Source organism: Aminobacter sp. HY435 (genome assembly GCF_027568395.1).
In the GTDB taxonomy this organism is placed as follows: domain Bacteria; phylum Pseudomonadota; class Alphaproteobacteria; order Rhizobiales; family Rhizobiaceae; genus Aminobacter.
In genome coordinates, this window is sequence record NZ_JANKZL010000005.1 from 254,514 (window position 1) to 281,237 (window position 26,724).

Genomic DNA, 26,724 nt, shown 5'->3' on the forward strand with positions numbered 1-26,724 from the left:
AGCTCACCTGCCTGGACATGACGTTTTCAGGTCACCAGGACGGCCCGAGGAGCTTCTGCGGCGACCGGCGCTTGCGGTTCCGCCGGAATACGGAACCAAAGCACGTAGAGTGCCGGCAGGAAGATCAGCGTCAGGACCGCCGCCACCACGAGGCCGCCCACCACGGTGAAGGCAAGCGGCGCCCAGAATGGATCGCGGATGATCGGCAACATGCCCAGAATGGTCGAGCCGGCGGTCAGGAAGATCGGCCGCACGCGCTCGGCGGTGACGTCGATGATTGGCTGCCATGACCTGCCCTTTTCCTCCAGCCGCTTGTCGATCTGGTCGATCAGAACCACCGAGTTTCGGGTGATCATGCCGATCAGCGCGATCATGCCGAGGACCGCGATAAAGCCGACCGGCGTATTCGAGATCAGCATGATCGCGACCACGCCGATGAGCCCCAGCGGCACGACGCTGATGACCAGGATCAGGCGCTGAACGCTCTGCAACTGCACCATCAGGATGACGACCATGATGATCGCCATCAGCGGCAGCATTTCGAGCACCGAGGCAAGGCCCGTCTCGGCGCCCTCGGTCGATCCGCCGACGGCGATCTTGTAGCCCGGATTGTCGCGGCGCAGCTCTTCGATCTTGGCTTCCGCCTGTGCCACCACGGAGGCAGCCAGCACGCCGTCGTCGGTGTCGGCCTGCACGGTGATGGTGGTCTCGCGGTCGCGCCGCCACTGCACCGGCTGCGTCGTGCGGTATTCGATCGTGGCGATGCTGGCCAATGGAACCGTCTTGTTGGGGCCGATCGGTATCTGCAGCGAACGCAACGTCTCGACGTTGGCGCGCTCTTCCGCCGTCGCCCGCGCCACCACGTTGACGAGGTAGATCGAGTCCCTGACCTGGGTGATCGGCAAGCCGGACGCTGTCGCAAACAGCGTCTGGGAGATCGCGGCCGAATTCAGCCCGACCAGACGGGCGCGGTCCTGGTCGACCTCGATGACGACCTTTCGCACCGGCTCGTTCCAGTCGAGATTGGGACTGATCACGCCCCTGATATTGCCCAGCGCGTCGGCCACTTTCCAGGCCACGGCGCGGACACCGGCAACGTCCGGTCCGCTGATGCGGTACTGCACCGGCCAGCCGACAGGCGGACCCATCTCAAGCGGCGAGACGCGCGCGACGATGTTTGGAAAGCGTTCGTCGAGCTGTTGCTGGAGCCTTGCCTGCAAGGCGTCGCGCGCTGCGACGGACTTCGCGATGATGACAGCCTGGGCGCGGAACGGCGCCGGCGCCTGGATATCCATCGGCAGATAGAAGCGGATGGGGTCCGAGCCGACATAGAAACTCCAGTCGGCAACGTCGTCGTCAGCGGCCAGAAGGTCCTCAACCTTCCGGGCCTCCGCTTCGGTCCCGCGCAGGGACGAACTCTGGGGCAGCACCAGCTGCAGGATCAACTCGGGACGGTCGGACGGTGGGAAGAACTGCCGTTTCATGGCCGACGATCCGATGACCGCAACGGCGAACAAGGCTGCCGTGCCGAGCACGACCGCCAAACGAAGGCGGATACAGGCATGGAGGAACTTCTTGAACCCGCGCACGAACGCGCTTTCCTTCTTGCCGGAAGCGCCGCCCGACTTCAGCACCGCCAGGCCGACAATGGGCGTCAAAAGCACGGCAATCAGCCAGGAGATGATCAGGGCGAATGCGATGACCAGGAACAGGGACCTGGCATACTCGCCCGAAACGCTGCGGGCGAAGCCGACGGGGATGAAACCCGCGATGGTCACCAGCGTTCCCGCCAGCATGGGAAATGCCGTCGACGTGTAGGCGTAGGACGCGGCCTTGACCCGTTCGTAGCCCTCGTCGAGCTTGGCCATCATCATCTCGACGGCGACCATCGCATCGTCGATCATCAGGGTGAGCGCGATGATCAATGCGCCGAGCGAGACGCGTTGCAGCGCTATGCCCGTCAGCTCCATGGCAAGGAATGTCATCGCCATGACCAGCGGGATGGACACCGCAACCACCAGGCCGGCCCTGACCCCGAGCGCGACGAAGCTGACGCCGAGCACGATCAGCACGGCCTGGGTGAGGGAGATGGTGAAGCCGCGGATGGCGTTGGTGACGACCTCCGACTGGTCGGCGACCTGGACCATCTCGATGCCGATCGGCAGATCGTTCTGGAACTGGTTCATGACCTGCTCGACATTGCGGCCGAGTTCGAGGATGTCGCCACCCGAATTCATGGAGATGGCAAGGCCGATCGCCGGCTTGCCCTTGACGCGGAACAATGGCTGCGGCGGATCGACGGTGCCGCGTGTCACCGTGGCGATGTCGCCGAGACGGACGAAGCCTGAACCGGTCGGTATGTTGATGTTGCGGATGTCGTCTTCGCCGCGCAGGTCGCCCGAAACTTCGAGGATTGTGCGATCGACATCGTCGGTCATCGTGCCGGTGGGAAGAACGGCATTCTGCGCCTGGATGGTGCCGATGATGGCGGACGGGCTGAGCCCGAGACTGGCGAGGCGCTGGGTTGAAAACTCGATGAAGATGGTTTCGTCCTGGGTGCCGAGAACCTCGATCTTGCCGATGTTTTCGACGTGGCGCAGGCGATTGCGCGCTTCATAGACCCAGTCGCGCAGTTCGCGATCGCTGAAATCGCTCGATGTGAAGCCGTAGATGATGCCGAACGTGTCGCCGAATTCGTCGTTGAAGAATGGCCCGCGAACACCTGCCGGCAATGTCGCCTGCATGTCTCCGACCCTCTTGCGCACCTGATACCAGAGCTCGGCGACCTCGTCGGGCGGCGTCGAATCGTCGAGCGTCACATAGATGACCGACTGGCCGGCTGTGGTCAGGCTGCGCAAGGTGTCGAGCCTCGGCACTTCCTGCAGGGTCCGCTCCAGGCGGTCGGTAACCTGGTCGGTGGTCTGCTCTATGGTCGCGCCGGGCCAGGCCGCATGCACGAGCATGGTCTTGACGGTGAACTCAGGATCTTCGCTGCGTCCAAGATTGACGTAGGAGAACGCGCCGGCAATGGCACCGAGCAGCATCAGGAATATGACAAGCCCCTGGTGCCTGATCGACCATTCCGAAAGGTTGAAGCCGCCATTCATTGCGCGCTTCCCTGCAGAAGGCGTACCGGCATATCCGGGCGCAGTTGCTGGACACCCGCGACGACGACATTGTCGCCCTCGGAAATGCCCTTGGAGACGAGGAAATCGCGGGTTTCGAAGCGGGCGACATCGACGGCGACAAGCCTTGTCGTGTTGGTCTTGGCATCGACGACCCAAACCGCCGGCCTGTTGCCCTCGTTGAACAGCGCCGTCATCGGCAGACGCGCGACCGGAGCGCCCGGCATCTGCACCGTGCCCCGAACCGCGCTGCCAAAGCGGAAGTCGTCCGGCACGGCGTCCAGCCCGACACGGACGGTGAAGTTGCGGGTGACGGGGTTGGCGGTTGGCGAAATCTCGCGCACCGCGCCCACGGCCCTACTCTGCGGATTGCTGAGCAGGCTCGCCTCGATGGCCATGCTCCGGTCGGCCGACTGGATCGCGGCTTCCGGCACCTGGAAGACCGCGTCCTTGTCCTTGAGTTGGGCGACGCGGACGACCATCTGGCCGCCGCCGACCACCTGGCCGACATCGCCGCCGACGGCGGTGACGACGCCGGCGGCGTTCGACACCAGCACCCGGTTGTCGAGATTGTTGTTGGCGACGCGTACGGCGGCCTCGGCGGCATCGACGCCGGCGCGCGCGGCATTGGCCTGGGCGATGGCGCTGTCGAGCGCCGCCCGGCTGGTGGTGCGGGGATAAAGCGCCTGCTGGCGACCGCGAACCGCGTCCGCATTCTCGAAAGTGGACCGCGCGGCGAACAGATTGGCCTCGGCTTTTCGCACGGCGTCCTGGGAGTCTTCGATGTCGAGCCGGGCAAGCACGGTCCCAACCTCGACGAGATCGCCGACTTCGACGTCGCGTTCGCGGATTTCGCCGCCCTGCCTGAAAGCAAGATTGGTTTCGACGCGGGGCTGAACCTCGCCCACCAGCGAACCGAACGTGTCTTCAGGGCTGAAGGACACCGAAACAGTCTTCACCGGCCGTGGCGGCGCTTCGGCTGCCTCCTCCTGGCGCTGGCAGCCGACAAGGAGAACGGACACAACCGAAACAGCCACCATACCGAGCATGGCACTATGCCTTGATGCCAAACAACGCAATGTCATCGGGGAAAGCCTCGTTTCTGGTTTGCTTGTGTTCAACTCAGGTTGCGGCGTCATGATCCACGGGTGCTCAGAAACGCCAGATCAATGGCACGATGAAAACCGACACGACGAAGAACCACATCAACAGCGGCAGTCCGAGCTTCCAGTAGTCGCTGAAGGCATAGCCGCCCGGCCCCATCACCATCAGGTTTGTCGGCGTGGCGATCGGCGTCAGGAAAGCGGCGGCGGCAGCTACCGCCGTGCTCATGAGCACTGGTCGGGGTGAGATGCCCATCGCTGTTGCCGCAGCCACGCCAATCGGAATGACGATCAGCGCGGTCGCTGTGTTGCTTATCAGTTGCCCCATGACGGCGGTGAGCAAGAACAGCCCCGCCAGAAGCGCCACGGGGCCGGCGTCTCCAACCATATGGACGAGGTACTCGGCCATCAGCTTTGCCGCCCCGGTCTCGACCATGGCCGTCGACAGCGGCATCATCGCTCCGACCAGTATCACCGTCGTCCAGCTGATCGCACGATAGGACTGCTCGACGCTCATGATCCCGGACATGATGATTGCCCCGGCGGCGAGCAGGCCGGCAACGGCGGGCGGGACGATGCCAGTGGCGAGCATCAGGACCATGGCAAACAGGATGGCGATCGCCTGCTTGGCGCCTGGTCCCATCGGTACCGCCTGGCGGCGCACCAGTTCGGGAGAACTGACGACCAGGACGTCCGGATCATCGAGATGGATATCCAGTGCCCTCCATGTGCCTTGCAGCAACATGGTGTCTCCGGCCTGAAGCACAATGCCCCCGGCATCCTTGGCGGCGCTGTCGGCGACGACGTCGGCACCGCCGCGCTGTACGGCCAGGACGATCAGGTCGCCGCTGTCGGTGACCATGCCGGGAAAGACTTTCTGGCCGACCAGGCCCGACCGCGGAGGAATGACCACTTCTGCAAGGCCGGAATGACGGTTGAACAGCGTATCCTCGCCCTGTCCAGGCTTTGCTTCCTCGCGAAACGCAAGATGAAAGCTAGCGGCGAGCGCTGCGGCGGTTTCGGCATCGCCGCGCAGCAGCAGATGGTCGCCTTCCGCTATTGCCGGCCTGCGGATCGGGCTGGCCGTTTCGCCGTCCTGAACGGCGATGAGCTGCAGGCCAGGATAATCTGCAAGGCTGATCGATGATACTGCTGCGCCGACATAGGGCGAGGTCGCGCGGACACGCATCTGGTAGACGCCGCTGGCGAGGCCGTATTGCTCGACCAGCGTCTTGGCGTGACGGCTGAAATCGGCTGGCATGGTTGCGCCATTGCGCTCGGGCAGGAGCTGCTTTCCAAACAGCACGATGATGGCCATGGTTCCGGCAAGCAGAGGGACACCGACAAGCGCGAACTCGAAGAAGCCGAAGGGGCCGACACCGGCATCGCCGGCGGCGTCCGATACAAGCACGTTCACCGGCGTCCCGGTGAGGGCCAACATGGAGCCCGCATGCGCGGCAAACACCAGTGGCATGAGCAATTGCGAAGAGTTGCGTTTGAGCCTGACTGCTATGACAACCACAACCGGAAGCAAGGCCGCGACCGCGCCGTTGACGCTGATCAATGCGGTGAGCAGCGAGACAAGGAGCATGGTCAGCAAAAGAAGCCGCGTGCGGCTTTCTTCGCCTGCGCCGCGGATCAGGAGCTGGCCGGCCCAGGCGGTCACGCCGGTAACCTCGAGCCCGGAACTGACGATAAACAGCGAGGCGATAAAGATAACGGCCGGATCACCGAGACCGCCAAGCGATTGGCCAAGCGTCAGCACGCCGGTCGCCCAAAGCGACAAGGCAGTGCCCATGGCCACGAGGACGACCGGAATCTTGTTCCATACGAACAATACGACGGCAACGGCGATGATGGTTGCAGTGTAGGCTATCGGGCTCAATCGCTCATTCCCTCATTGGACCATGACAAGGCCATCCGGCTCTTGAGATACGCACCGCCGCCCGGTGCTCGAGCGCCGTATCACCGGCACCCGATCATTTCCGCCTTCGTGGAGCCAAACCCTGCGTGACTGCAAGGAACGACGTGCCACCTGCGCGATAGCTTTGCTGGAACCGTGTCAGCGCCACGGATCGGGCGGTAGCTAGTCTTCGAGCGTGGCCATGAGCACGCCGATGCGGCAGCCTTTCTCGAATTCTGGGAGGTTCACGTATTCCTTGATGGTGTGGATTTCGGCCTGGCCAGCCCCGATGGTGATTGTGGGAATGCCATGCTTGTCGAGCCAGTTGGCATCCAGTCCGCCATTGGAGAACAAGTAGTTCGGCTCGATGCCGAGCAACTTGAGAGCTTTGGTGGCGCGCTGCACAACCGCGGTGTCCTCGTCGAGCTTGAACGGCGGATAAGACGTCGTATGGCTGAATTTCACCTCCGCCGTATCGCCTTCGTGATCAACGACGGCAGCCTTGGCCTTGCTGAAGGCTTCCCTGTAGCCTTCAGCGATCTTCTTGGCGAAAGCGGCTTCAGGGCTGCGTGCCTCACCTTTCAAGTGGGCGTAGTCGGTGACGACATTGGTGGCATCGCCGGCGGGCCTGCCGTCCTTGCCGCCGAAGATCCCGATATTGCTCGTACCGCGGCCATCGTCCTTGACGATCTTGCCGAACCACCCGGCATTCCGGGCCTCGACGAGGCCCAGCGCGCCCACCATCGTCGCCGAGATGCCTCTCTCGGGTGCGACGCCGGCATGCGAGGCGCGGCCCGTGATCTCGACCTCCCAGTTCTCCTGGCCGACGGCGCCGATGATCAGGTCGGCGGCGGACTGGCCGTCGACGTTGATGCACATCACCGGCCCGCCCAGCTCGGCCGGGTTCAATTCGCGGGCGCCATGCAGTCCGCTCTCCTCGCGTACGGTGAACAGCAGGGTAATCGGCGGATGGGGCAGCTTGTGCTTGATGAGCGTTTCGGCAACGACGACCAGAACCGCGACCCCGGTGCGGGCGTCGCCGCCAAGCGCCGTGGTGCCATCCGAGACGATGCGATCGCCCTCCCGCCGCGGCTTGGCGCCTGCGCACAGCGGCACCGTGTCGAGATGGGTCGAAAACAGCAGCCGCGGCCCGGGTCGCGTGCCTGGCAGGTCGACGATCAGGTTGCCCGTTTCGGTCGGCAGCGGGATGCGCTTGTTGGCGTCGTCGAAGCGGATGGCGGAGGCGGGGACGCCAACCTTTTGCAAGGCATCGCTGACGGCTGCAGCAATATTGGCTTCATGACCGGTAACGCCTTCGACCGAAAGGAACCGCATCAGATGGTCTTCGGCCGCGGCGACGTCGAGATGGTGAGAGGTGTTGCTCATGATATCATCCGATCGTTTTTCTGATTGCTTCGTTTCGGGCTGGCGAGACGATCGCTACAGGCCCCAGGGCAGCCCCAGCATCTGCCAGACTGCAAACAGGGCCGTCCACAGCACGAACATCCACACCACATAGGGCAGCATCAGCGACACGAGCGTGCCGACGCCGGCGGCCCTGTCGTATTTCTGGGCGAAACCGACCACGAGGGCGAAATAGGCGTTGAGCGGGGTGATGGCGTTCATCGGCGAGTCGCCGACACGATAGGCCGCGAGCACGGCTTCCGGTTCGACGCCCAGCTTCATCAGCAGTGGCACAAACACCGGTGCGAAGATCGCCCATTTGGCAATCGCCCCGGTGAGCAGCAGGTCGATGATGGCAACGACGACGATGAAGCCGAGCAGCAGGGGCAGTGTGCCGATATTTGCCGATTGCAGTATGCCGGACAGGCTGAGAGCCATCACGGTACCAATGTTTGTGTACGTGAAATAGGCGACGAACTGGCTGAGGACAAAGAACAGGAAGATCGTACCTCCCATGTTCCTTATCGACTTCTCGATAGCTCCGATCACCTCCGTCAGGGTCCGCAATGTACCCGCGCCGATGCCATAGGCCCAACCGGTCACGAGGAACATCAGCATGATGAGCGCAATCAAGCCGTTCATGAACGGCGAGTTACCGATGAGCTCGCCCGTTGTCGGATTGCGGAGCGGCGCGCCGGCGGGCAGGGTCAACAGGCAGAACACAGCGATCAGGCCGATCAGGCCGAACAGGGCGAAGCGCAAGCCGCGCGATTCCCTTTCGGACAGTTCTGCTCCCACACTCTGGCCGCCGCCTTCGGAGGCCCTGCTGGGGTCGTAGGTTCCCAGACGCGGTTCGATCATGCGGTCGGTGATGAATGCGACGATGACCGTCAGGAACAGCACCGACGCGATCGAGAACCAGAGGTTCGAGGCCAGGCCTATTGTCCTGTTGGGGTCGACGAGGGCCGCCGCGTCATTGGTGAACTCAACCAGCACGGCGTCGAGCGGCTTGATGAGCATGTTGACGGTGAAGGCGCCCGCGACTGCGGCAAAGCCGAGCGCCAGGCCGGCAAGTGGATGGCGTCCGACGGCCATGTAGGCCACGCCGGCGAGAGGGATCAGGACCAGATAGCCCGCATCCGCCGCAATGGAAGCGAGGATGCCGACGAAGGCCAGGATATAGGTCAGTGCCCAGCGTGGCGAAACCAGCACGAGCTTGCGGATCAACGACGTGACCAGCCCCGATTCCTCGGCAACGCCCGCACCGATCATGGCGGCGATCATGAGACCCACGGCGGTAAAGCTCATGAAGTTGGGAATGAGCGACTCGTACATGAAACGGATGCCATCCGTGTTCAGCAGACTCCGGATCTCGGTGCTCGCCTGCTCGATCTCGAGCGTCTCCGGATTGATGCGCTCGTAGGTGACCGCGGTTCCAAATACTCCCATCACCGCGGACAATACGATGACAATGCCGATGAGGATCAGGAAGATGACAACCGGATGGGGCACCATGTTCCCAACACGTTCGATGCCATCAAGGAATCGCTGCATCGTGGTCTTCGACGCGGCATTTGCGTTGGCCATGTCTTCCCTCCCTGTGGCAACGCTTTCTGCAGCATGGACGCCGAAAGCATTGGTGGACTTCAAAACTTCAAGACCAGCCCGACACGGAGCCCGATCCAATGCATCCAAAGACCTTTTGCCTCGCGCAACTGAAGCCGCGCGCCGCCTACCTTATGTAACGCGCCAGCCCGGCAACGGAATTAGCTTACAATTCCAAAATTGTGCATTGCGTCTCATTCTGTCGGCAAGTGCAAAAGCAGGCTGTGCTGTGCCACCTGATAATGCAAAATGATCCGACATTGGCAACAGGCAGCAAAGGTTGCATTGCTTGCACAGAGGCACTTACCACCGTCGCTTGAGGCGAACTGGAGGCCGGACGCATGAATAGGCACGCGCCAGAAACGGGGAGCACCAGAGCGGCCGTATCGGAACTAGCCGAATTCCAGCCACTCAATGCGGCCGAAGCCAAGATCGTCGCGAATTTGAGGTCGGGAGATTTCGACAGGCTTGGCGATGGCCTGCGCCCCGACTGGGACGATCCCGCGCGCACGGTTCGCGCCGAACTGTTGCGCTTCCTCATTCTTGGCGGCGAAGACGAAAGTCGTTTGCACGAAAAGGGCATCAGTGTCAGCGGGGCGCGGGTGACTGGCATGCTCGATCTCGAGGGATGTCGCATTCCGCGCGACATCCGTCTCAAGGACTGCCTCTTCGACGCCTCTCCGGTGCTGCGCTCCGCGATCATCGACAATCTTTTTCTCGACGGTTCGGCCTTGCCCGGCCTGCAAGCCGATCGGCTCGAAGCTCGCGGCAGCCTGTCGATCTGCGGCGCGGATGTCGCGGGAGAGACCAGGCTTTTCGGCGCCCGCCTGGGCGGCAACCTGGAGGCAGATGGGGCCAAGCTCTCCTTTCCCGACGGTCTCGCCATCAATGCCGAGGGCTTGGAAGCCAGAGGTGGCATCCAGCTGCGAGGCGCCGTGATACGCGGCGGCGTCAATCTCTCGGCGGCCCGCCTCGGTGCTGACGTCAACGCGGTCGGCGCACAGATTGAGCGGCCCGGCGGCGTGGCCCTGAATGGCGACGGAATGGCGGCGCGCGGCGACCTGGCGTTGCGGGGGGCAATCATCAGCGGCGAAATCCGAGTGCGCGGCGCCAATTTCGGCGGCGACGTCGATTGCACATCGGCAACGCTGTCTGAACCCGACGGCTATTCGCTACGGCTAAATCGCTCCCGGGTCAGCGGCGCCTTTTTCCTGCGGCAAGGTGCATCGATCCGCGGAACGCTCGACCTGACGGCCACGGAAATCGGTGCGATCGACGACGAACAGGCATGCTGGCCAAAAAGGGGCGACCTACTGCTCAATCGGTGTCAGTACGGCGCGTTTATCGGTGGGCCGGTCGATGCGGCAAGCAGGCTGGACTGGCTGGCGCGACAGGTGCCGGGGCGCTGGAAGGAGGACTTCTGGCCGCAGCCTTACGAGCAGCTTTCAACCGTGCTTCGTGAGATGGGCCATGACGAAGATGCGCGCGCCGTGCTTATCACCAAGGAGCGGCTGCAGCGACGCGCGCGGCGGGCACGAGCAAGAAACCCTGTCCTGCGCATGGCCCTCGCGCTGATGGACGGCATGCTGGCCGTGACCCTGCGCTATGGGCGCCAACCGCTGTTGGCTCTGCTGTGGTTGTTCATGTTCTGGGGCATCGGGGTGACAGTGTTCTACTCTGCCCAGCAGAACGGCGCGCTCAAGCCCAACAGCGCGGTCGTCCTGCGTTCGCTCGAATGGACGATGTGCAGCCTCGAACAAACCGCCAGCCGCTATATGCCTTCGGCAGGGCTGGTCCTGGCCGGACGCGCATTTGCCGGACAAAACCAACTCTCATGTTTCCTGAATCAGCCGGAAGCCTCAAGCTATCCGGAATTCAATCCGTGGATGTATTCGCTCGACGCACTTTTGCCGGTCATGGAAATCGGTCAGAAGCAATACTGGAGGCCAGATCCCACCAAGCCCACTGGGGTTTTCACGCTGAATTACTATTATTTCCAATCGGTTGTTGGATGGGCATTGAGCCTTTTGGCCGTCGCCGGGTTCTCCGGGCTGGTCAAATCGAGATAGGCGGAAGCCCAAGCGAGAACCACGCGTCATGTTGCATCGCGTGAAGGGCGACAGGGGCATCATCCGACATATAGGCGAAAGGCCGCGCTGTCCTGACGCGATTTCCGCGCTCGGCGCTATCTCTTGAAGAACGCCTCGACCGTGTCGGTCGCCCAATAGGCGCCGAGACCCCAGACCAGCACCCAGGCGGCGGCGCCGATTGCGTTGGCCATGAAGAAGCGTGGCCAGGGCATGGCCATGCTGCCGGCGATCAGCCCGTTGAACTGGCGCAGGAACGCAAGGAAGCGTGCGCCGATGACGATCCACATGCCTCTTCGGCGAAAGATGCCCTCGATCTTGGCGAGCCGCTCGGGCGTCAGCTTGATGTATTGCCCATAGCGCAGCAGAAGCGGCCGGCCGCCATAGTGGCCGATGGCATAACCGGTGGAGTCGCCGAGCACGGCGCCGCAAAACGCCGCCACGAGCGCATATGTCAGGTTGATATCGCCGCGAGCCGCCATCGCCGAGACGGCAACGAGCAGGCTTTCGCCGGGCAAGGGCGCGCCGAACGCTTCGAAGTAGATGATGACGAACACCGCAAACGCGCCGTAGGTGGCAATGTAGGGCTCGATCACCGCCATGGCGTCATGCAGCATATGCATGCAATCATCCCCCACTGGTGCCGTTCATTCCGTGAGCGGCGCGCCACACGGCTTGTAGAGCAGCTCCACCCACCACGTGCGCCCGGTCGTTCGTTCGCCGCGCGGGGTTTCAGCCAGCGTGTCGACGCCGACGCACCACTGCACCAGGCGCGGTGACAGTCCGAATTCCTCGCCCAAAAATGCCGAAGCCTCGTCGATGCCTTCCGGGCAGTCGCCGGTCTTGCAGAGGTTGGCCTGGGTTGCGATGTCGCGCAGTGCATCATGCCCGAGCGACATGGTCCAATAGCCGACCGCAAAGGCCGCCAGCAGCGCCAGAGCAAGCACGATGGCCGCGATCTTCGCAAATGTCCTCAACTGATCGCGTCCACCTGAAAATGCCGGTCTGCCGTCATCTAGGGCCGCCAGGCCGGCAAGTCAAAAACGATTGGCACAGGCCCGGGCCAGGACACAACGCCTGCGCGAAAATGCAGCTGACAATCTGGCCGGTGGAGACGACGGCCCTATTTGTCGCTCTCGAACGCCGCCGCCGCGGCCACCCCAGCGGAGCAAGCGCATGTCGATCGAAAACTCGTTTCGCCTTGATGGCGGCGTGGCCATCGTAACCGGCGCGGCGGCAGGAATAGGCCGCGGCATCGCCGAGACCTTTGCCAATGCAGGCGCATCCATCGTCGTCACCGACCTCAAGAAGGAGGGCGCGGATGACGTCGCAACCGCCATCAACAAGGCCGGCGGCAAGGCGATCGGCCTCGAATGCAACGTCACCGACGAAAGGCATCGCGAGGTGGTGATCGACGCCGCGCTGAAGAATTTCGGCAAAATCACGGTGTTGGTCAACAATGCCGGCGGCGGTGGCCCGAAGCCATTCGACATGCCGATGAGCGACTTCGAATGGGCCTTCAACCTCAACCTGTTTTCGCTGTTCCGGCTGACCCAGCTGGCGGCTCCGCATATCCACAAGGCCGGCGGCGGCGCGGTGCTCAACATCTCGTCCATGGCCGGCGAGAACAAGAATGTCCGCATGGCCTCCTACGGCTCGTCGAAGGCGGCGGTGAACCACCTGACGCGCAACATCGCCTTCGATCTTGGCCCGATGGGCATTCGCGTCAACGCCATCGCCCCCGGTGCGATCAAGACGCATGCGCTGTCGACCGTGCTTACCCCGGAGGTCGAAAAGGCGATGCTCAGGCACACGCCGCTTGGCCGGCTCGGCGAGGCGCAGGACATCGCCAATGCCGCGCTGTTCCTTTGCTCGCCGGCAGCGTCGTGGGTCAGCGGCCAGATCCTCACCGTGTCCGGCGGTGGTGTCCAGGAACTCGACTGAGCGCGAGGCACGTTCCAAGCGCCTGGTGGTGTTCCAGCTCGGAGAATGGCCATGTCCAACGACGCCCTCGCAGTTCCGCATGGACGGACACAACGTCATCATCACTGGCGGTGCCCGGCGCCGCATTGCCAAGACGCTCTCGGGGACCGGCGCCAAGGTGATGATCGCGAACCTGAACGGTGAGATGGCGGTGGAAACCGCAGCGGGTATCCAGCAGGAAACCGGCAACGAGTGCCACGGCATGACGTGCGACGTGACCTCGCTCACCGGCATCCAGTCCGTGGTCGATGGGACGGCCAATGCCTTCGGCGGCATTTCCGTCGCCGAGGTGGAAGCCGGCAATCCAGGTGATGCGCCCGCGCGGCGGGATGATCAGCTACGGGGTCGATAGAGGTTGCGGCCGAGCGACTTGGCGACAGCGGTGACGGCCGCCATTCCACGCACGCTGTTGCCGGCCGGGTCGAGCGGCGGCGAGAACGAGGCGATGGCGAGTTCGCCCGGGACGACCGCGAGGATGCCGCCGCCGACACCGCTCTTGCCGGGAAGCCCGACGGTGAAGGCCCAGTCGCCCGACGCCGTGTAGAGGCCTTCCATGGTCATTTCCGCCAGGATGGGCGCGGTCTTGTCGTCACCGATCACTCGCTCGCCGGTCACCGGATTGACGCCGCCATTGGCAAGCGTGGCGCCCATCGTGGCGAGGTCGGCGGCCGAGACCAGCGTCGAGCACTGGCGCGTGTAGACGTCGACGGCCCGCATCGGATCGCTGTAGCAGGAGCCGGAGCTGTAGAGCAGCCAGGCGATGGCGCGGTTGTGGAAGTTGGTCGTCTGCTCGGACGTGTTGACGTCGTTGGAGAGTGCAATCTTGCGGCCGGCAAAGCGGCTCTGGCAGTCGAGGATGGCCGCCCAGCAGGCTTCTGCGTCCTTGCCTGGCACCAGGCTGGCGGTGGCGATGGCGCCGGCGTTGACCAGCGGCGAAAGCGGCTTGCCGCCATGCAGTTCGAGCGCCATCACCGAATTGAATGGCAGCCCGGTGGGATCCGCGCCGACCTTTTCCCGCAGGGCGTTGGGGCCGATCTGGTCGATGACCAGCGCCAGCGTGAAGACCTTGGAGATGGACTCGATGGCGAACTGGTAGTCGGCGTCGCCTGTCTTGAAGACGCGGCCGTCGGCGGTGACGACGGCGATGCCGAACAGGTTGGACGGCACGGATGCGAGGAACGGAATGTAGTCGGCGTTCTTGCCGCCGGTGGCGGCAAGGCCGGCCTTTTGGCCCGCCTCGAGCGCGGTCTTGATGGCTTCGGGGAGAGGTGCGGTCATCGAAGGAAACTCCTGAAGCGGTGCCGGACAGTGTCTTGTCCAGCGTTCTTGAATGAGCTCAGTGGCTGGCCGAGGCAGCCGGAGCGGTTGCTTCGCTGCCCGGCATGCGGCCTTCCTTTTCCCAGTTGAACGGCTCGAAATCCTCGGAGCCTTCCCTGGTCTTCCAGTGCATCTTGCGCACGGCATAGATGATCAGCGGGATGGCGACGAAGGCGGCGTTTCCGGCGATCAGGATCCAGATGTAGGTGCTGGGGCTGCCGACCGAGATCTGCGACGGCGGAACGAAGCTCAGTACGAATGCGATGAGCGAACCGACAAGGCCGACGCCGGCGAAGAGCCACATGCCGAATGAGCCGAAGGGCACCTTGTAGGGGCGTGGCGTGTTCGGTTCGCTGTAGCGCAGGTGGATGGCCGCGGCGAACATCAGCAGGTACATGATCAGGTACAGCGTCACCGTGAGCTGGCTCAGGATCTGATAGGCGGCCTGCACCGACGGCAGCACCACGAACATGATCGCAAGGAACGTCACGATCAGGCCCTGGATGATCAGGATGTGGCTGGGGGCGCCATTCTTGTTGAGCTTCTGGAAGAACGGCGGCAGGTAGCCGGCACGGCCGACGACCACCAGGGCGCTCGACGGGCCGGCAACCCAGACGGTGACGCTGCCGAGCACGCCAAAGGCGAGCGCCAGGGCCATGACAGGCGCGAGCCAGCCGACGCCGAAGGCGGCGAAGAAGTCGTCATAGGTGATCAGGAGGCTCTGCACGAGATTGATCTGGCTGGATGGGATGATGGCGGCGATGGCGAGCGTGCCGAGCACGAAGATCGCAACCGTTGCGACCGACGACAAAAGGATCGCGAGCGGATAGTTCCGCGACGGGTTGTCGATGTCCTTGACGTGGATCGCGTTCATTTCCATGCCGGCGTAGAACAGGAAGATGCCGGCGGCGAGCACGAGGTTGTTGAAGTTGGTGAAGTCGGGGACGAGGTCGCCCCAGGCGAGGGTGAGCTCGATGTGCCTGCCCGAGAAATAATACAGGAAGCCGAGAATGATCAGGATGGCTGCCGGGATGATGGTGCCGACGATGCCGCCCCACTTGGCGATGGCCGACGCAGATTTCAGGCCGCGCAGCGCAATGAAGGTGGCTGCCCAATAGACCGCCAGCACGATCGCGATGGTGTAGAATTTGTTGGCCGCCAGCGCTGAGTCCCAGGTGTGGTTCGGTCCCATGAAGGCAAGCGCCACGGCCCCGAATGTGAGCACCGTCGGGAACCAGATCGTCGATTCGACCCACACCAGGAAGATCGCCAGGAAACCCCAGCGCGGCCCGAAGGATTCGCCGACCCAGCGGAACACGCCGCCCTTCTGCGGCCAGCCGGTTGCCAATTCCGCGGCGACGATCGAAACCGGGATCAGGAAAAAGATGGCTGCGAAGATGTAGTAGAAGACGGACGTCAGTCCGTAAGTCGCCTCCGACGGGAGGCCGCGCAGGCTTACTACGGCGGTGATGTTCATCACCGCCAAGGTCATCACGCTGAGTGTTGCCTTTTGTGCGACTGGCATCTTGCGCGCCGCCGCACCGGTGTCTTGTGTTGCTGACATCGAACCCTCCATGAAGCCCGGTTTTTAGGGGAGGGTCGCCATGCCCTGCGCATGGCGACGCCAATGCTCAGGTGTGGTGGAAGCCTTCCGATTGCTTGATGTCGGACGGCGGGAAGGATGCGTTCGCCGCCTTGACGTCGCGGCGTAGCCGATTGGACCGCTCGTGGAGCATGTGGCCAAGTTTGGCCTGCGCCGAGGCCAACCCCACTGCGTCGCCGAACGTGCGCCCGGTCACGCCGGCTTCGACGGCGACGCCGGCCGCCTCATGACACGGAATGCAGGGCCGCGAGGGTTTTGCCGGCCAATCGCCCGGGGGGGCCTGCGGGTACGCATGGGATAGGCCGCAGTCCCTGACCTCGACGGGGATCTCGTCGGGGCGTGACCGCGGGATGGGAACTTCCTCGATTTGCGGCGGCTTGCCGAAGTCGTGGACTATTGCTGCCTTCATCGTCGCTTTCGCCATGAAAGGTCTTCGTCCCTACGCAATACACAGTGCGTGTCGGTCCCATGGGCTAGCCGCGGATCGTGCAACTCGCCGCTGCTCGATAGCGATGGCGCTTGGGCACGGAAGCTGTACTCTCGCTGGGAACTAGAGCGCACTTGTCCTGGTTCAAGGACCGGTTTGCCGCAGCCATTTGCATGCTGTCGTCGGCGGCGACGAATACCTGGACGGCAACAGGATATGTTCTGGGGAAGGGGCGAAGTGGCCGAGACGGCTGCGGCATCGAAGGATGCGTCGCCATGCGCAGGTCGCCATCTGCAGTGACTGGGGCCAGTTCGCGGAAGTGCCGGTCTGCGCCGCGGTCCGCATGATCTCGCGGACGGCACGGGCCGCGATGCGGCGCGACAGGCGTCCGGCGACGGCATGGCTTTTGTTGCGTGGCCTGCCGCCGGTCGTGCAGCGGATCAGGGCTTCTGCACCCGCGCCACCTGATAGGTGCTCATGTTCGCACCGCTGCCGATCGAAACATACTCGCCGGTCACGAAGCGCTCCTCGCCCATGCGGAAGCCGATCTCGTCGTCGCTGTCGCCTTCGGCGTAGTCAAAGTACCATTGCCCGCCGGGTTTGCGGCGCAGCAGGCCGATGTGATCGGTTTCGTCATGTGCGAACTTGCGAACGCGGCAGAGCTGCTTGTGGGTCTTCCATTCCGCCGGGTCCAGGCGGCCCGATTCGTCGAGCGGAACCAACAGATCGTAGCCTGCGTTGCGCTCGCCTTCGGGATGTCCCTTGCCCCTGGCGAGCAACAGGCGGACGTTGCGGAAATTGGGCGTCAGGTCGTTCAAGGTTGTCATGCCTTGGCCCCTTTCTTGGACATCGCGTGTGACCCAGGGCGGCCACATATGGGTAACTAGGGCGGTCCCTGCCTCTTGACCTTGATCTAGCTCAATGGTCGGCATGCCGATCCGCGCTAGATTGGGTGAGATTGCCCCGTTCGTGGCGGCAAAATGCGACCTCACAGGAGCATCTTCAATGAAACAGCAATTCTTTCTACCGCTGGCGACCTATCCTGAGGCCAATTCCGAAGCGGTTGCCGTCAATGCGATGGCGATTGCTGCCCAGCTTGGCGGCCGACTGCGTGCGACGGCGTTCAATCCCGATATTCCCCAGGTTTCCAATGCCCTGTCGAAGCTGCTGCTCGACACCCCGCAGATGATCCGCGATGCCGAGGCGACCAGCCGCAAGCGCGGCAAGGACCTGCTTGCGGCGGTGGAGGCCGAAGCTGCGAAAGCCAAGGTCGAGGTCGAGGTTTCCGAAATGTCGGTGCCATTGGCGGCCATCGGCGAGGCGGCCTGCGACCAGGCGCGCTACTTCGACATGGCGCTGCTTGGCTGGGAATCCGGCAATGACACGGCGCGCATGTTGGCCGAAGCCGTGGTGTTCGGCTCGGGGCGCCCGGCGCTCATCTTGCCCGGCGCAGCGAACGTGCCGGCCATCGGCCATGTCGCCATCGCCTGGGACGGCAGTCGGGTCGCCGCCCGCGCTGTCGCCGATGCGCGCCCGTTCCTGCAAAAGGCATCGCGGGTCTCGGTGATAACGGTCGTCAACGAAAAGAAGCTCCGCGACACCAACGCGGCCGAGAAACTGGCCAAGGTGCTGACGGCGGGCGGGGTTGAAGCCCGGGCGGTGTTTGTCGAGCTGCGCGACTCGACGATCGGAGAGACGCTGCAGGAAACCGCGAAGACGGTCGGTGCCGATCTGCTGGTGATGGGCGGCTACGGCCATTCCCGCGTGCGCGACTTCGTGCTTGGTGGCGCGACCGCGGGCGTTCTCGGCGAATTGCGCCTGTCGGTGCTTTTGTCGCACTGACATCCACAAGCGGCTGGAGAAAATCGTCTACGGCGGCTTGCAATTCCCAAACTCAGCGGCTAGTTAGCGCCAATCGCCCCGGTCGACCTGACCGAGGCGTGTTGGCCGTTCCTAGCGGCCTGTCGCGCGCCCGTAGCTCAGCTGGATAGAGCACCAGACTACGAATCTGGGGGTCAGAGGTTCGAATCCTTTCGGGCGCGCCAAAGATTTTGTTCGGCACATGCACTGGCTGAACAGGGGCGGTCGCCCTGGCGGACACTCCGCCGTTTGTCCTTGCCGCTCCGTTTGCGAAGTCTTTCAGGGCCGCATGGTCCTGGCTGTGCCTATTGATGCTTCGAACGCGCTGTTTGTGCCGCTTCTGATTGCACCGCTTCCGGCGTGGCGACGGCTATGGCGAACAGCCGCCATTGCCCGGCCGCGACCTGGAAGGCGAGATCGAATCTGATCTGCTGTGGTTGCGTCGGAAAAAAGCCATTGAGGTGCAGCAACCCGTTCTGGTCGAGTGCAGGCGCCTCGGTGAATTGCGGTGCCAGAAGCGCAACGCCGTAGAGATCGAAATTGCGATGCCTCAGGTCGGAGAAATTCTGCCCGAGATCGGCGGCCGTGTTGTTGGCCTGGAAGTCGGGCGCGGCAAGATCGTGCAGCACCGTGTAATTGCCGGATCGATTGGCGTCGTTGAGCGTGAGCAGGGTCGAGCGGATCAGATAGAGCGCCTGCTCCAGCGAGACGGGCAAGGCGGGCGCCAGGCGAGGTGCCTTTGGCGAAGGCGTGGGCGCGGTTGCTGGCAACCTCTCCTGAGCCCTGGTGCTGCCGGGAGCAAAGGGCGCGAGCAATAGCAGAGCGACGAGAATGCGGCTGATCGGTCGCGCAAGGTTTCCAGCGGTCGCCGTCACCAACCTATCCGCACTCCAAGGCGTCCGCCCACTCCGCCCCCATTCGTGCCATATGCAACGCCTCCGTTGGCCTGCACATGGTCGCCAAGGCGCATCGCCCCGCTCAGGGCCAGGGCATTGGTGCCATCGAACGTGCCCCAGTTCAGCGACATTGCGTAACGTTCGGTCGGCATGACCCAGGGCGTTCCCGACATCGCAAAGGCCATCGCTACGCCATTGAGCGCCTTGCTGCTCCGCCCGTCGAGATCGTTGAGGCGGTTGTTGAGCCCGGTGATCTGTCCGTTGATGCTGGCGATGTCGGCAATGCCGGCAATGCCGAGATCGCCAAGCGTGCTGGAGCCGAGATTGCCGCCGCTGTCGGTGGTGACGAATTGCAGTGGTCCGGTCTGCGCTGCGCGGCTCGCATCCGAGGTGAGCCCTGCCATGGTGTAAGTGTTCGTTGCGCGACCGAATGCTTGCTGGTTGGCACGCGTCGTAATCGCGCCATTGCCGATCGCGGTGGAATTGGCATGGGTCGCCGACGCGCCACTGCCGAATGCGGAAGAATTGGCGCCTGTGGCGTTCGCATCGGTGCCGATAGCAATATTGACAACGCCATTTCCGCTCGCATTGGCGCCAGCACCCAACGCAATGTTCCTGCTGCCGTTGCCGCTCGCATCGGCGGCAAACCCGGTCGCGATGTTGCCGGCATTGGCCCCGCTCGCATTGGCAAGAAAGCCGGTCGCGGCGTTGAAGCTGTTGTCGCCGTTGGCTTTTGCGCCGTCACCTGTCGCGACGTTTCTGCTTCCGTCACCGCTGGCGTTGGCGTTCAGGCCAATGGCGACGTTGGAGCTGATATCTCCGCTGGCATCCGCCCGGGTCCCGGACGCGTTGTTGTTGCTTTCGTTGCCGCTGGCGTTGGCGTCTTTGCCGGACGCGACATTCGAGCTGTCGGCGCCGACAGCATTTGCGCGAGTTCCGGACGCGCTATTGTTGCTTCCGTCGCCGCTGGCGTTGGCAACGAACCCGGTTGCCATGTTCTTGCTGCCCGTACCGCTGGCAATCGCTCCAGCGCCAACCGCAGTGTTCATACTGCCGTTGCCGCTGGCGTTGGTATTGTTGCCATAGGCCGAATTGCTGGAATCGTTGCCGGAAGCGTCGGCGAGGCCGGTAGCGGTGTTGCCGCTTCTGTCGCCGTTGGCTTTGGATACGGTTCCTATCGCGGTGTTGTTGCTGTTGGATGCGCTGCTGGCGTTGGCAGCGGTCCCGCAGGCAAAATTGGAGCTGGATCCGGCCGCCGTTGCGCCTTGGGCGGAGAGTGCGCCGTCGACGCACACGAACTGGGCTTGGGCCGGCGTGATGAAGGCGCCGGTTGCCAGCACCGTGGCGAAAGCGGTCGCCGCCAGGGCGGTTGCCCGCGTCGAGTTGGCATCTGTGACAATCATGTTCTTTCCCCGCCGACACAAACAAGCCTGGCCCACGCGAGGAAATGAACGTTGGATCAGCACTTTTTCATCGGAGCTGAGATAGCAGCTGCCGACCTCTATGCTGGTGCCTTGGCGCCCCTCGCCGGTTGCGCTCGATCCCCGGTCACAAGGCTCCGCTGTCCGTGGCGCGCCACGAGACAGATAAAGACGCTTGAGATTGTCTGGTCCGCGCAAGTCGTTGCCGCGCATTTTCTCGCACAACCGAATAAAGCTGTCGCTGCATGCGGCACCAGATTGGGACGCTCGGTCATGAAGATGGGACGCGCAGTCATGCGTCGCACCGGCTTGCTGCCGTAGTGCTGGCAGCTTTTGGGGCATGTGTGCGTCATGGTTCTCGGGACGTCATGACCGAGCGTCCCAATTGCTTGACTGTGTGTCTCCACTGCTTGACCGAGCGTCCCACGCTATTGACTAGCTTGGTCATTGCAGATCACCTCGTGTGGTTAGATCGACGCTTTTCCGGGCAGGGAACAGCACGGTTCAACCGGATCGGAATGGGCGGGGGCATCAATAGATATGGCGGCACCACAGCGGATCGAATGGCCATTTGCGCCGGGAGCAGCGTGTTTCGCGGCCTGGAAGGACCTGCTTTCCCTGCTTGTTGACTGCGCCGTTCCCGACGATGCCGATCCCGCGCTGTTTGATTTTCATGGCCGCAGCTGGCAGCTTCCGGGTGCCTTCCTGCACGTCAACGGTGGCTCGGCGATGGCGATGTCGCGGACGCAAAAGGTCATCGACGAACGTCCGGCTCCGCATATGGTGCTGTATATGGTTGTGGAAGGGCAGGTCACGACCAATTACGACGGGTTGATCCAGGAGCACGTGCCCGGAGATATTGTCATCGTCGACTATTCGATGCCCTATGAGAGCAAGACCCCCGGTTACGAGGGGATCACGCTGACCTTCGACAAGGCCAGTGTGCCGGTCGAGTTGCAGAACAACACGCACGGGCTGGTGCTGACGGCGAACGACGCGAGCGGTGCCATGGTCGGAACGCAGCTCAAGGCACTTGTGGAGCATATTGAAGGTCTCAGCGTACTCCAGAGCCAGGTGATGGTTGACAACATCCTGCGCTTTGCCGCTGCCGCCTTTGCGGCGCCCTTGACGCGGGAAAGGCGTGACAAGCGCTTCCTCTTCCAGCGTGCATCGTCGGCCGCGCGACAAAAATTGTCCGATCCCGACTTCGGTCCGGACGAGATGGTAGCCATTCTGGGTGTTTCCAGATCGAAACTGTTCCGCTTGTTCGAGCCGCATGGTGGTGTGCAACGCTGGATGCTGGCCGAACGGCTCAAGGGGAGCCTGCAGAGCATTCTGCGTTCGACACCGGATCACAAGATAGCAGCCATCGCCCGCGATCACGGCTTTCGCAGCGAGGCGCACTTCAGCCGCGCCTTCCAGAAGCGGTATCAGGTCAGCCCCAGTTCCGTGCGCGGCATCGCCAACGATTCAGTGGGGATGGCCGCCTACGAGACTGTGCTGAAGCAAGGCAGCGGAAACGGCGCGGCGATCGTCGAAGCCTGGCTTGCGTCCGCTCGAGCCTGAGAAGCGACCGTACCGAGGGTTTTGGGCCCCGCATCAAAACAAAAAAAGGCGGCCCGAAAGCCGCCCCAATTCGTCCCATGTGCCTGATCAGAACCTGTAGTTCAGGCCCGTCTTGAGCGTGTGGAATGCGGTGTCGACGCTGGTCCGCCCGTCGAAGTGGTAAAACTCATTGTATCCGGAGGTCTCGATACTCCCCAGGTCGACATAGAGATATTCGGTCTTGAGCGTGATGTTCTCGGTCAGGCCGTATTCGAAACCGGCGCCCGCCGTCCAACCCAGCTTGGTGTCGGAAAACGAATGGCTGTCGATGTCGCTAGAAGCGCCGCCATCCCAGTATTCGCTATCGATGGCAGATGTCTTGATACTGCCATAGGCCGCGCCGCCGGTGCCGTAGATCAGGAAGTTGTCCATGGCATAGCCGAGCCGGCCCCGCAGTGTGCCAAACCAGGCGATCTTGGTCTCCACGTCGCGGTTGCCGAACTCACCGTGATCGACCCAGTTGTAGCTCTGGGAGTCCTTTGCCTTGATTCCGGAGGCGGAAAGATCCGCTTCGACGCCGGCAACCCAGTTGGGACCAAACTGGTGGTTGTAGCCGACCTGCACGCCACCAAACGCGCCAAAGGCCGTGATGTCTTCGGTGGCGCGGTATTCGCCAGCCTCATCCAAAGGATCAGCGGCATGATCGAACGCGTGTTTGAAGGTGCCGCCGCCAATGCCGCCATGAGCGCCGATGTAGAAGCCGCTCCAGTCGTAGGCGAAGCGTTCCGCAACCGGCGCCGGTGCTGGCTCCACGGTCAGATCGGCGGCCTGCACGGCAGCGGTGCCAAAAACAAGAAATGAATATATTGCAGTAGTTCCAAGAATATTTTTCACGGGCAGCCTCAAGATTCGCATGTGGAGAAGTCATATTTCTCTACATGAGAAGCCGATCATGCACCTTGATCCCACGTCTCATCTTGATGACCGAGCGTCCCAATGTGTTCGGCAAGCTGATCGGTGCCCGTGACAGGGTAATTTTGCCGTGCGAGAGCGGTTGTGGCAGTTCACCGAATGCTCTGCTGGGTGGCCGGCACGCGCAACACTAGTTGCGGGGCAAGTGCCGGCCTCTCTCGCGCTCTGGCTTGGCAGCACTTCGATCGAACTGGCACGAAGCTGCGCGCCCGACTGGCTTAGGATGGACAATGAAAAAGATTCTACTGGCGACGACATTCCTTTTCGTCGCTACCGGTGGGGCGCTGGCGTCTGACATTGCGGTCCGCGAACCAGCTTCGGACGTTGCGGCCTTCACCTGGACAGGTGGATATGTCGGCGCCCAGACGGGATATGTCCAGGGAGATGGCAGCTTCGGGGGAAATGGCGATCATGCCAATCCGAAGCCGGCCGGTTTCGTCGGAGGTTTGTACGCCGGTGCGAACTACCAGTTCGGCAACAACGTCGTCGTCGGCATTGAAGCCGACATGGCCTGGAGCGGGGCCGACGATAGTGCTCTTGTGTACAATTCGGAGGGCATTCCCTGGCCCGCCGATTACCCCGTCGTCCAGGAGATAAATCGAACCGGCGCGGTCCGTGCACGCCTTGGATACGCCATCGACCGGTGGCTTCCTTATATCGCCGGTGGCGTTGCTTTTGTCGCGGTAGATCAGAGGCTCGTTGGAGCCGATGGCAATTTCAACACGACCTATACAGGTTGGACGCTTGGCCTCGGCACCGAATACGCTGTCTCCGACAACATGATTTTCCGGGCCGAGTATCGCCATGCCGATCTTGGGAGCAAGTCGTTCGACCTGCAGTATGCACCGCCATTGGACATCGGTCTCAAGACCAGCGAGGTCCGCGTCGGCCTCGCCTACAAATTCTGATCGGCGACCTCTCTTCTAGCCGCGTTCGCGTCACTTTGAATCAGGAAACCCCGTGGGGGCAACGGGGCACCTGAAAGGCCGGTGCCCGCGGTTCACCCGCTGGCGCCGGCCACGGCTATGTCGGCCTTCAGGGCACGCATCAACATCACCTGCAAATTCTGATCGGCACACCCCGTGACTTTGGCTCCGGCTTGGTGCCGGCCCCCTCCCGCGAAGCCGCAGGAGTCGCCTGTCTGCCGCGATCTCGACAGGCTGAATGGCCGCGCCTGGGGTCGTTGCGTCGGCTCCGAATGACATGACCGTGCGTCTCGACTTCATGACCGAGCGTCCCAAAGTCTCCGGCAATCCCGTTCGAGGCCGTGACAGAACGGCCCCTTCATGGGAGGGCAACGGCAGCAGTTCACCGAAATGCTCTGCTGGTTGGCCGGCGCGCGCACCATTTCCACTGGCGTCGCGTCGGCCTCTCGCATCTGGCTGGTGCAGTGCCTCGATCGAAACGGTACGTAGCCGCGGATGGACCGCCCAATCGCCGACAAGTGCTGACCGGCAGCGGTCCCGGCTACAGGTCGGGGCGCAGCCGATAGCCGCGTCTGCCGCTTGCGGGCAATGCCTGTGGCGATGCCGATCAGCAGCGGCATCCGACGCCGGACATATGACCTCGCGTCTCAACTTCATGACTGAACGTCCCAATGTTTGCGCTGGCCGGGGTCGAGGCAGTGACAGGGAGATCGACATCGCCGACGGATATTTCCGGGGTTGATTAGAAGCTACTTGCAGGCCGAGGAGACCGGCGAGTGGGCAAGCATCAGCAATGGAGCGAGCCAGGGAGGGCACGAACATGCCAGACGAAGCAGTCCAGATGCAGCAGATTGGTGAAGCGCTGGTGGCGCAACCCGACCATCCGCAACCGCAGTACCTGGGGCGGGTACTCGGCACGGCATGGGCACTGCTTTCGTTGGCCACCCTTCGGACGCCTCATGGCCAACGAGAGGACGGCCTCGAGGCATTCGATATGCTCGGTGGCTGGAAAGGTTCCGATTTCTCGCGGCGAGACATTAAGTAGCCGTCTCATCGTCGCTGCATAAGGACATGCCCAGTCCCCTGGCTGGCGCCCCGGCAGCCGTGTCGCTCGGACGACCCGGGAGGTGTGTGGGCGGGGCGTTTGGCAGGGACAGCGACGCCCGGTGCCCGGGCATGGCGACTGCACGTCCCATATTCATGACCGAGCGTCTCAATGTGAGGCCAACGGCAGTGACAGCGCAGATATGACCATGCGAGGGCAGCCGCGACAGTCAGCGAATGCTGGTCGCGTCAGCGTGGGCAATACAGTGTTGCCGAATTTGTTTGCGAAAATTGAGAACATAGAGGGGAATATGCCAAGCATTTCGAGAATGTACTTCATCACCGCCATCTGCTTTCTGGTGGCCGGAATACTCGTTGGCCTGCAGATGTCGATTGCCCACGACTATGCCGCAACTGGTGCGCACGCGCACACCAATCTTCTCGGCTGGGTGACGATGTCGATCTTCGGCACATTTCACGCGCTCAACCCGCGTGGCGCCGGGACCCGCCTGGCGAAGGCGCAGTATTATGTCTACACCGGCGGCGTGCTCGTGATGACGCCCGCTCTCTACCTGCTCTTGACCGGACACCCGTCATTCGAGCCTGTAGTTGCCGTGTCGTCCCTGGTGGTGTTCGTCGGTGTTCTGATGTTCGCCGCGATTATTGTTCGCACGCGCGCAGGCTGATCGCCGCGGTCAGTGAAGGGACCAGCATGGTGGTGCTTCACTGGCTGCGTGTGTTCGAACGAATTCCACACCAGCATCCTTGAGTATGTCCAAGCCGGCGTCGCTGCGCACCGAGGCGCGCATCCCCGTCCGTCAACGTCTTCTCGAGACGATTCGACGGGTCGAGGAAGACGCCGGCAGCAACTGAGCCTTCAGGGCACTGCACGCTGGCGTCATCCTGTCGCTGCGGCTGAATGCGACGGGGCCAGCTCCCATTTTCTTCTTACACTTTGCGCTGTGTCAAAGCGTGTGTTCGCCAAGGCGCGCATTTGGGCACCAGCTCAACCCGTACTGCAAGCAAGGAAGACATCATGAAATTCGCAATCGCCGCCACCTTCGCCGCTGTGCTCATGGCCGGTTCCGCGCAGGCTGCGGAACACCAGGTTCAGATGCTGAACAAGGGCGAAAAAGGCGCGATGGTGTTCCAGCCTGACTTCGTGATCGCCCAGCCCGGCGATACCATCACCTTCGTGCCGACCGACAAGATGCATGACGTGCAGAGCATCAAGGACATGATCCCGGAAGGCGCAACGCCGTTCAAGGGCAAGATGAACGAGCAGGTGACCATCACTGTCGACAAGGAAGGTATCTATGGCGTCAAGTGCTCCCCGCATTATGGCATGGGGATGGTCGCCATGGTGGTTGTCGGCAAGCCGGTGAACCTCGAGCAGGCCAAGGCGGTCAAGCAGGTCGGCAAGGCCAAGAAGGTCTTCGAAGGGCTGTTCGCCCAGGTGCCCGCAAACTAGGCTTGTCCGGCTACCAAAGGCTGTCGGGCCGC

Annotated in this window: 22 protein-coding genes, 1 tRNA gene and 1 pseudogene; 10 read left to right on the forward strand and 14 right to left on the reverse strand. The window is 62.8% G+C overall.

From position 1 onward, the window contains the following. Nucleotides 1-26: 26 nt before the first annotated feature. The 5 genes from PCJ21_RS08460 to PCJ21_RS08480 form a co-directional block, all read right to left on the reverse strand. Complete coding sequence (locus PCJ21_RS08460) at nt 27-3,107, reverse strand: efflux RND transporter permease subunit (protein WP_269930952.1); 3,081 nt, start codon at nt 3,105-3,107, stop codon at nt 27-29. After that, complete coding sequence (locus PCJ21_RS08465; protein ID WP_269930953.1) at nt 3,104-4,174, reverse strand: efflux RND transporter periplasmic adaptor subunit; 1,071 nt, start codon at nt 4,172-4,174, stop codon at nt 3,104-3,106. Before PCJ21_RS08465 ends, PCJ21_RS08460 begins: the two co-directional genes overlap by 4 nt. Nucleotides 4,175-4,277: 103 nt before the next feature. Then, a complete protein-coding gene (locus tag PCJ21_RS08470) occupies nt 4,278-6,113 on the reverse strand; it encodes an SLC13 family permease (RefSeq protein ID WP_269930954.1) in 1,836 nt (611 codons plus the stop codon). Between the two features lie 201 nt (nt 6,114-6,314). Further along, the gene (locus PCJ21_RS08475) at nt 6,315-7,517 is read right to left on the reverse strand and encodes a M20/M25/M40 family metallo-hydrolase (protein WP_269930955.1); all 1,203 of its coding nucleotides are present in this window, start codon (nt 7,515-7,517) and stop codon (nt 6,315-6,317) included. 54 nt (nt 7,518-7,571) lie between these two features. Next, the gene (locus tag PCJ21_RS08480; protein WP_269930956.1) at nt 7,572-9,122 is read right to left on the reverse strand and encodes an AbgT family transporter; all 1,551 of its coding nucleotides are present in this window, start codon (nt 9,120-9,122) and stop codon (nt 7,572-7,574) included. 359 nt (nt 9,123-9,481) lie between these two features. Between PCJ21_RS08480 and PCJ21_RS08485 the strand changes: the two genes are divergently transcribed. Then, complete coding sequence (locus tag PCJ21_RS08485; RefSeq protein WP_269930957.1) at nt 9,482-11,209, forward strand: hypothetical protein; 1,728 nt, start codon at nt 9,482-9,484, stop codon at nt 11,207-11,209. Nucleotides 11,210-11,325: 116 nt separating this feature from the next. Here the strand turns inward: PCJ21_RS08485 and PCJ21_RS08490 are convergent, their stop codons facing one another. Both PCJ21_RS08490 and PCJ21_RS08495 read right to left on the reverse strand, forming a co-directional pair. After that, nucleotides 11,326-11,829: a DedA family protein gene (locus PCJ21_RS08490; RefSeq protein WP_269931117.1), complete on the reverse strand. Its 504-nt coding sequence runs from the start codon at nt 11,827-11,829 to the stop codon at nt 11,326-11,328. 45 nt (nt 11,830-11,874) lie between these two features. Beyond that, nucleotides 11,875-12,204 (reverse strand): hypothetical protein, encoded by a 330-nt coding sequence (locus PCJ21_RS08495; protein ID WP_269930958.1) that lies wholly within the window; start codon nt 12,202-12,204, stop codon nt 11,875-11,877. 199 nt (nt 12,205-12,403) lie between these two features. Here PCJ21_RS08495 and hdhA point away from each other — a divergent pair, with 199 nt between their 5' ends. Both hdhA and PCJ21_RS08505 read left to right on the forward strand, forming a co-directional pair. Then, nucleotides 12,404-13,171: a 7-alpha-hydroxysteroid dehydrogenase gene (gene hdhA, locus PCJ21_RS08500; RefSeq protein WP_269930959.1), complete on the forward strand. Its 768-nt coding sequence runs from the start codon at nt 12,404-12,406 to the stop codon at nt 13,169-13,171. Between the two features lie 79 nt (nt 13,172-13,250). After that, nucleotides 13,251-13,490, forward strand: a pseudogene (locus tag PCJ21_RS08505) (SDR family NAD(P)-dependent oxidoreductase); the annotation flags it as partial. A 53-nt stretch (nt 13,491-13,543) separates the two neighbouring features. On the opposite strand, the gene glsA reads toward PCJ21_RS08505, so the two are convergent. From glsA to PCJ21_RS08525, 4 genes are all read right to left on the reverse strand, one after another. Further along, nucleotides 13,544-14,488: a glutaminase A gene (gene glsA, locus PCJ21_RS08510; protein WP_269930961.1), complete on the reverse strand. Its 945-nt coding sequence runs from the start codon at nt 14,486-14,488 to the stop codon at nt 13,544-13,546. 58 nt (nt 14,489-14,546) lie between these two features. Next, nucleotides 14,547-16,091 (reverse strand): putative glutamine/gamma-aminobutyrate antiporter GadC, encoded by a 1,545-nt coding sequence (gene gadC, locus PCJ21_RS08515; RefSeq protein ID WP_442865984.1) that lies wholly within the window; start codon nt 16,089-16,091, stop codon nt 14,547-14,549. A 67-nt stretch (nt 16,092-16,158) separates the two neighbouring features. Continuing rightward, nucleotides 16,159-16,554 carry a hypothetical protein gene (locus PCJ21_RS08520; RefSeq protein WP_269930962.1) on the reverse strand — a complete coding sequence of 132 codons (396 nt, stop codon included), beginning with the start codon at nt 16,552-16,554 and terminating at the stop codon, nt 16,159-16,161. Nucleotides 16,555-16,997: 443 nt separating this feature from the next. Continuing rightward, complete coding sequence (locus PCJ21_RS08525; RefSeq protein ID WP_269930963.1) at nt 16,998-17,384, reverse strand: hypothetical protein; 387 nt, start codon at nt 17,382-17,384, stop codon at nt 16,998-17,000. 178 nt (nt 17,385-17,562) lie between these two features. Between PCJ21_RS08525 and PCJ21_RS08530 the strand changes: the two genes are divergently transcribed. Together PCJ21_RS08530 and PCJ21_RS08535 are read left to right on the forward strand one after the other, a co-directional pair. Continuing rightward, the gene (locus PCJ21_RS08530; protein ID WP_269930964.1) at nt 17,563-18,399 is read left to right on the forward strand and encodes a universal stress protein; all 837 of its coding nucleotides are present in this window, start codon (nt 17,563-17,565) and stop codon (nt 18,397-18,399) included. Between the two features lie 126 nt (nt 18,400-18,525). Next, nucleotides 18,526-18,602 (forward strand) — tRNA-Arg (locus PCJ21_RS08535). Nucleotides 18,603-18,722: 120 nt separating this feature from the next. Here PCJ21_RS08535 and PCJ21_RS08540 read toward each other — a convergent pair. Both PCJ21_RS08540 and PCJ21_RS08545 read right to left on the reverse strand, forming a co-directional pair. After that, complete coding sequence (locus tag PCJ21_RS08540) at nt 18,723-19,133, reverse strand: hypothetical protein (RefSeq protein WP_269930965.1); 411 nt, start codon at nt 19,131-19,133, stop codon at nt 18,723-18,725. Nucleotides 19,134-19,288: 155 nt separating this feature from the next. Continuing rightward, the gene (locus PCJ21_RS08545; protein WP_269930966.1) at nt 19,289-20,947 is read right to left on the reverse strand and encodes a YadA-like family protein; all 1,659 of its coding nucleotides are present in this window, start codon (nt 20,945-20,947) and stop codon (nt 19,289-19,291) included. A 327-nt stretch (nt 20,948-21,274) separates the two neighbouring features. Between PCJ21_RS08545 and PCJ21_RS08550 the strand changes: the two genes are divergently transcribed. After that, a complete protein-coding gene (locus PCJ21_RS08550; RefSeq protein ID WP_269930967.1) occupies nt 21,275-22,300 on the forward strand; it encodes a helix-turn-helix transcriptional regulator in 1,026 nt (341 codons plus the stop codon). 87 nt (nt 22,301-22,387) lie between these two features. Here the strand turns inward: PCJ21_RS08550 and PCJ21_RS08555 are convergent, their stop codons facing one another. Further along, on the reverse strand, nt 22,388-23,173 hold the full coding sequence (locus PCJ21_RS08555) for an outer membrane protein (RefSeq protein ID WP_269930968.1): 786 nt from the start codon (nt 23,171-23,173) through the stop codon (nt 22,388-22,390). Between the two features lie 248 nt (nt 23,174-23,421). Between PCJ21_RS08555 and PCJ21_RS08560 the strand changes: the two genes are divergently transcribed. The 4 genes from PCJ21_RS08560 to PCJ21_RS08575 all read left to right on the forward strand — a co-directional run bounded on the left by PCJ21_RS08560 (nt 23,422) and on the right by PCJ21_RS08575 (nt 26,692). Next, nucleotides 23,422-24,159, forward strand: a complete 738-nt coding sequence (locus tag PCJ21_RS08560; protein ID WP_269930969.1) for an outer membrane protein — start codon at nt 23,422-23,424, stop codon at nt 24,157-24,159. An 838-nt stretch (nt 24,160-24,997) separates the two neighbouring features. After that, entirely contained in the window at nt 24,998-25,222 is a 225-nt protein-coding gene (locus PCJ21_RS08565; protein ID WP_269930970.1) for a hypothetical protein, read from the forward strand. A gap of 310 nt (nt 25,223-25,532) precedes the next feature. Next, nucleotides 25,533-25,907, forward strand: a complete 375-nt coding sequence (locus PCJ21_RS08570; RefSeq protein ID WP_269930971.1) for a hypothetical protein — start codon at nt 25,533-25,535, stop codon at nt 25,905-25,907. Between the two features lie 350 nt (nt 25,908-26,257). Continuing rightward, nucleotides 26,258-26,692, forward strand: a complete 435-nt coding sequence (locus PCJ21_RS08575) for a pseudoazurin (protein WP_269930972.1) — start codon at nt 26,258-26,260, stop codon at nt 26,690-26,692. Nucleotides 26,693-26,724 lie beyond the last annotated feature (32 nt).

Coding starts and splice junctions, on each gene's coding strand:
- PCJ21_RS08460 (WP_269930952.1), bottom strand. CDS start 3,107: ATGAATGGCGGCTTCAACCTTTCGGAATGGTCGATCAGGCACCAGGGG.
- PCJ21_RS08465 (WP_269930953.1), bottom strand. CDS start 4,174: ATGCTCGGTATGGTGGCTGTTTCGGTTGTGTCCGTTCTCCTTGTCGGC.
- PCJ21_RS08475 (WP_269930955.1), bottom strand. CDS start 7,517: ATGAGCAACACCTCTCACCATCTCGACGTCGCCGCGGCCGAAGACCAT.
- PCJ21_RS08480 (WP_269930956.1), bottom strand. CDS start 9,122: ATGGCCAACGCAAATGCCGCGTCGAAGACCACGATGCAGCGATTCCTT.
- PCJ21_RS08485 (WP_269930957.1), top strand. CDS start 9,482: ATGAATAGGCACGCGCCAGAAACGGGGAGCACCAGAGCGGCCGTATCG.
- PCJ21_RS08490 (WP_269931117.1), bottom strand. CDS start 11,829: ATGGCGGTGATCGAGCCCTACATTGCCACCTACGGCGCGTTTGCGGTG.
- hdhA (WP_269930959.1), top strand. CDS start 12,404: ATGTCGATCGAAAACTCGTTTCGCCTTGATGGCGGCGTGGCCATCGTA.
- glsA (WP_269930961.1), bottom strand. CDS start 14,488: ATGACCGCACCTCTCCCCGAAGCCATCAAGACCGCGCTCGAGGCGGGC.
- gadC (WP_442865984.1), bottom strand. CDS start 16,091: ATGTCAGCAACACAAGACACCGGTGCGGCGGCGCGCAAGATGCCAGTC.
- PCJ21_RS08520 (WP_269930962.1), bottom strand. CDS start 16,554: ATGGCGAAAGCGACGATGAAGGCAGCAATAGTCCACGACTTCGGCAAG.
- PCJ21_RS08525 (WP_269930963.1), bottom strand. CDS start 17,384: ATGACAACCTTGAACGACCTGACGCCCAATTTCCGCAACGTCCGCCTG.
- PCJ21_RS08530 (WP_269930964.1), top strand. CDS start 17,563: ATGAAACAGCAATTCTTTCTACCGCTGGCGACCTATCCTGAGGCCAAT.
- PCJ21_RS08545 (WP_269930966.1), bottom strand. CDS start 20,947: ATGCGCGGCAACGACTTGCGCGGACCAGACAATCTCAAGCGTCTTTAT.
- PCJ21_RS08550 (WP_269930967.1), top strand. CDS start 21,275: ATGGCGGCACCACAGCGGATCGAATGGCCATTTGCGCCGGGAGCAGCG.
- PCJ21_RS08565 (WP_269930970.1), top strand. CDS start 24,998: ATGCCAGACGAAGCAGTCCAGATGCAGCAGATTGGTGAAGCGCTGGTG.
- PCJ21_RS08570 (WP_269930971.1), top strand. CDS start 25,533: ATGCCAAGCATTTCGAGAATGTACTTCATCACCGCCATCTGCTTTCTG.
- PCJ21_RS08575 (WP_269930972.1), top strand. CDS start 26,258: ATGAAATTCGCAATCGCCGCCACCTTCGCCGCTGTGCTCATGGCCGGT.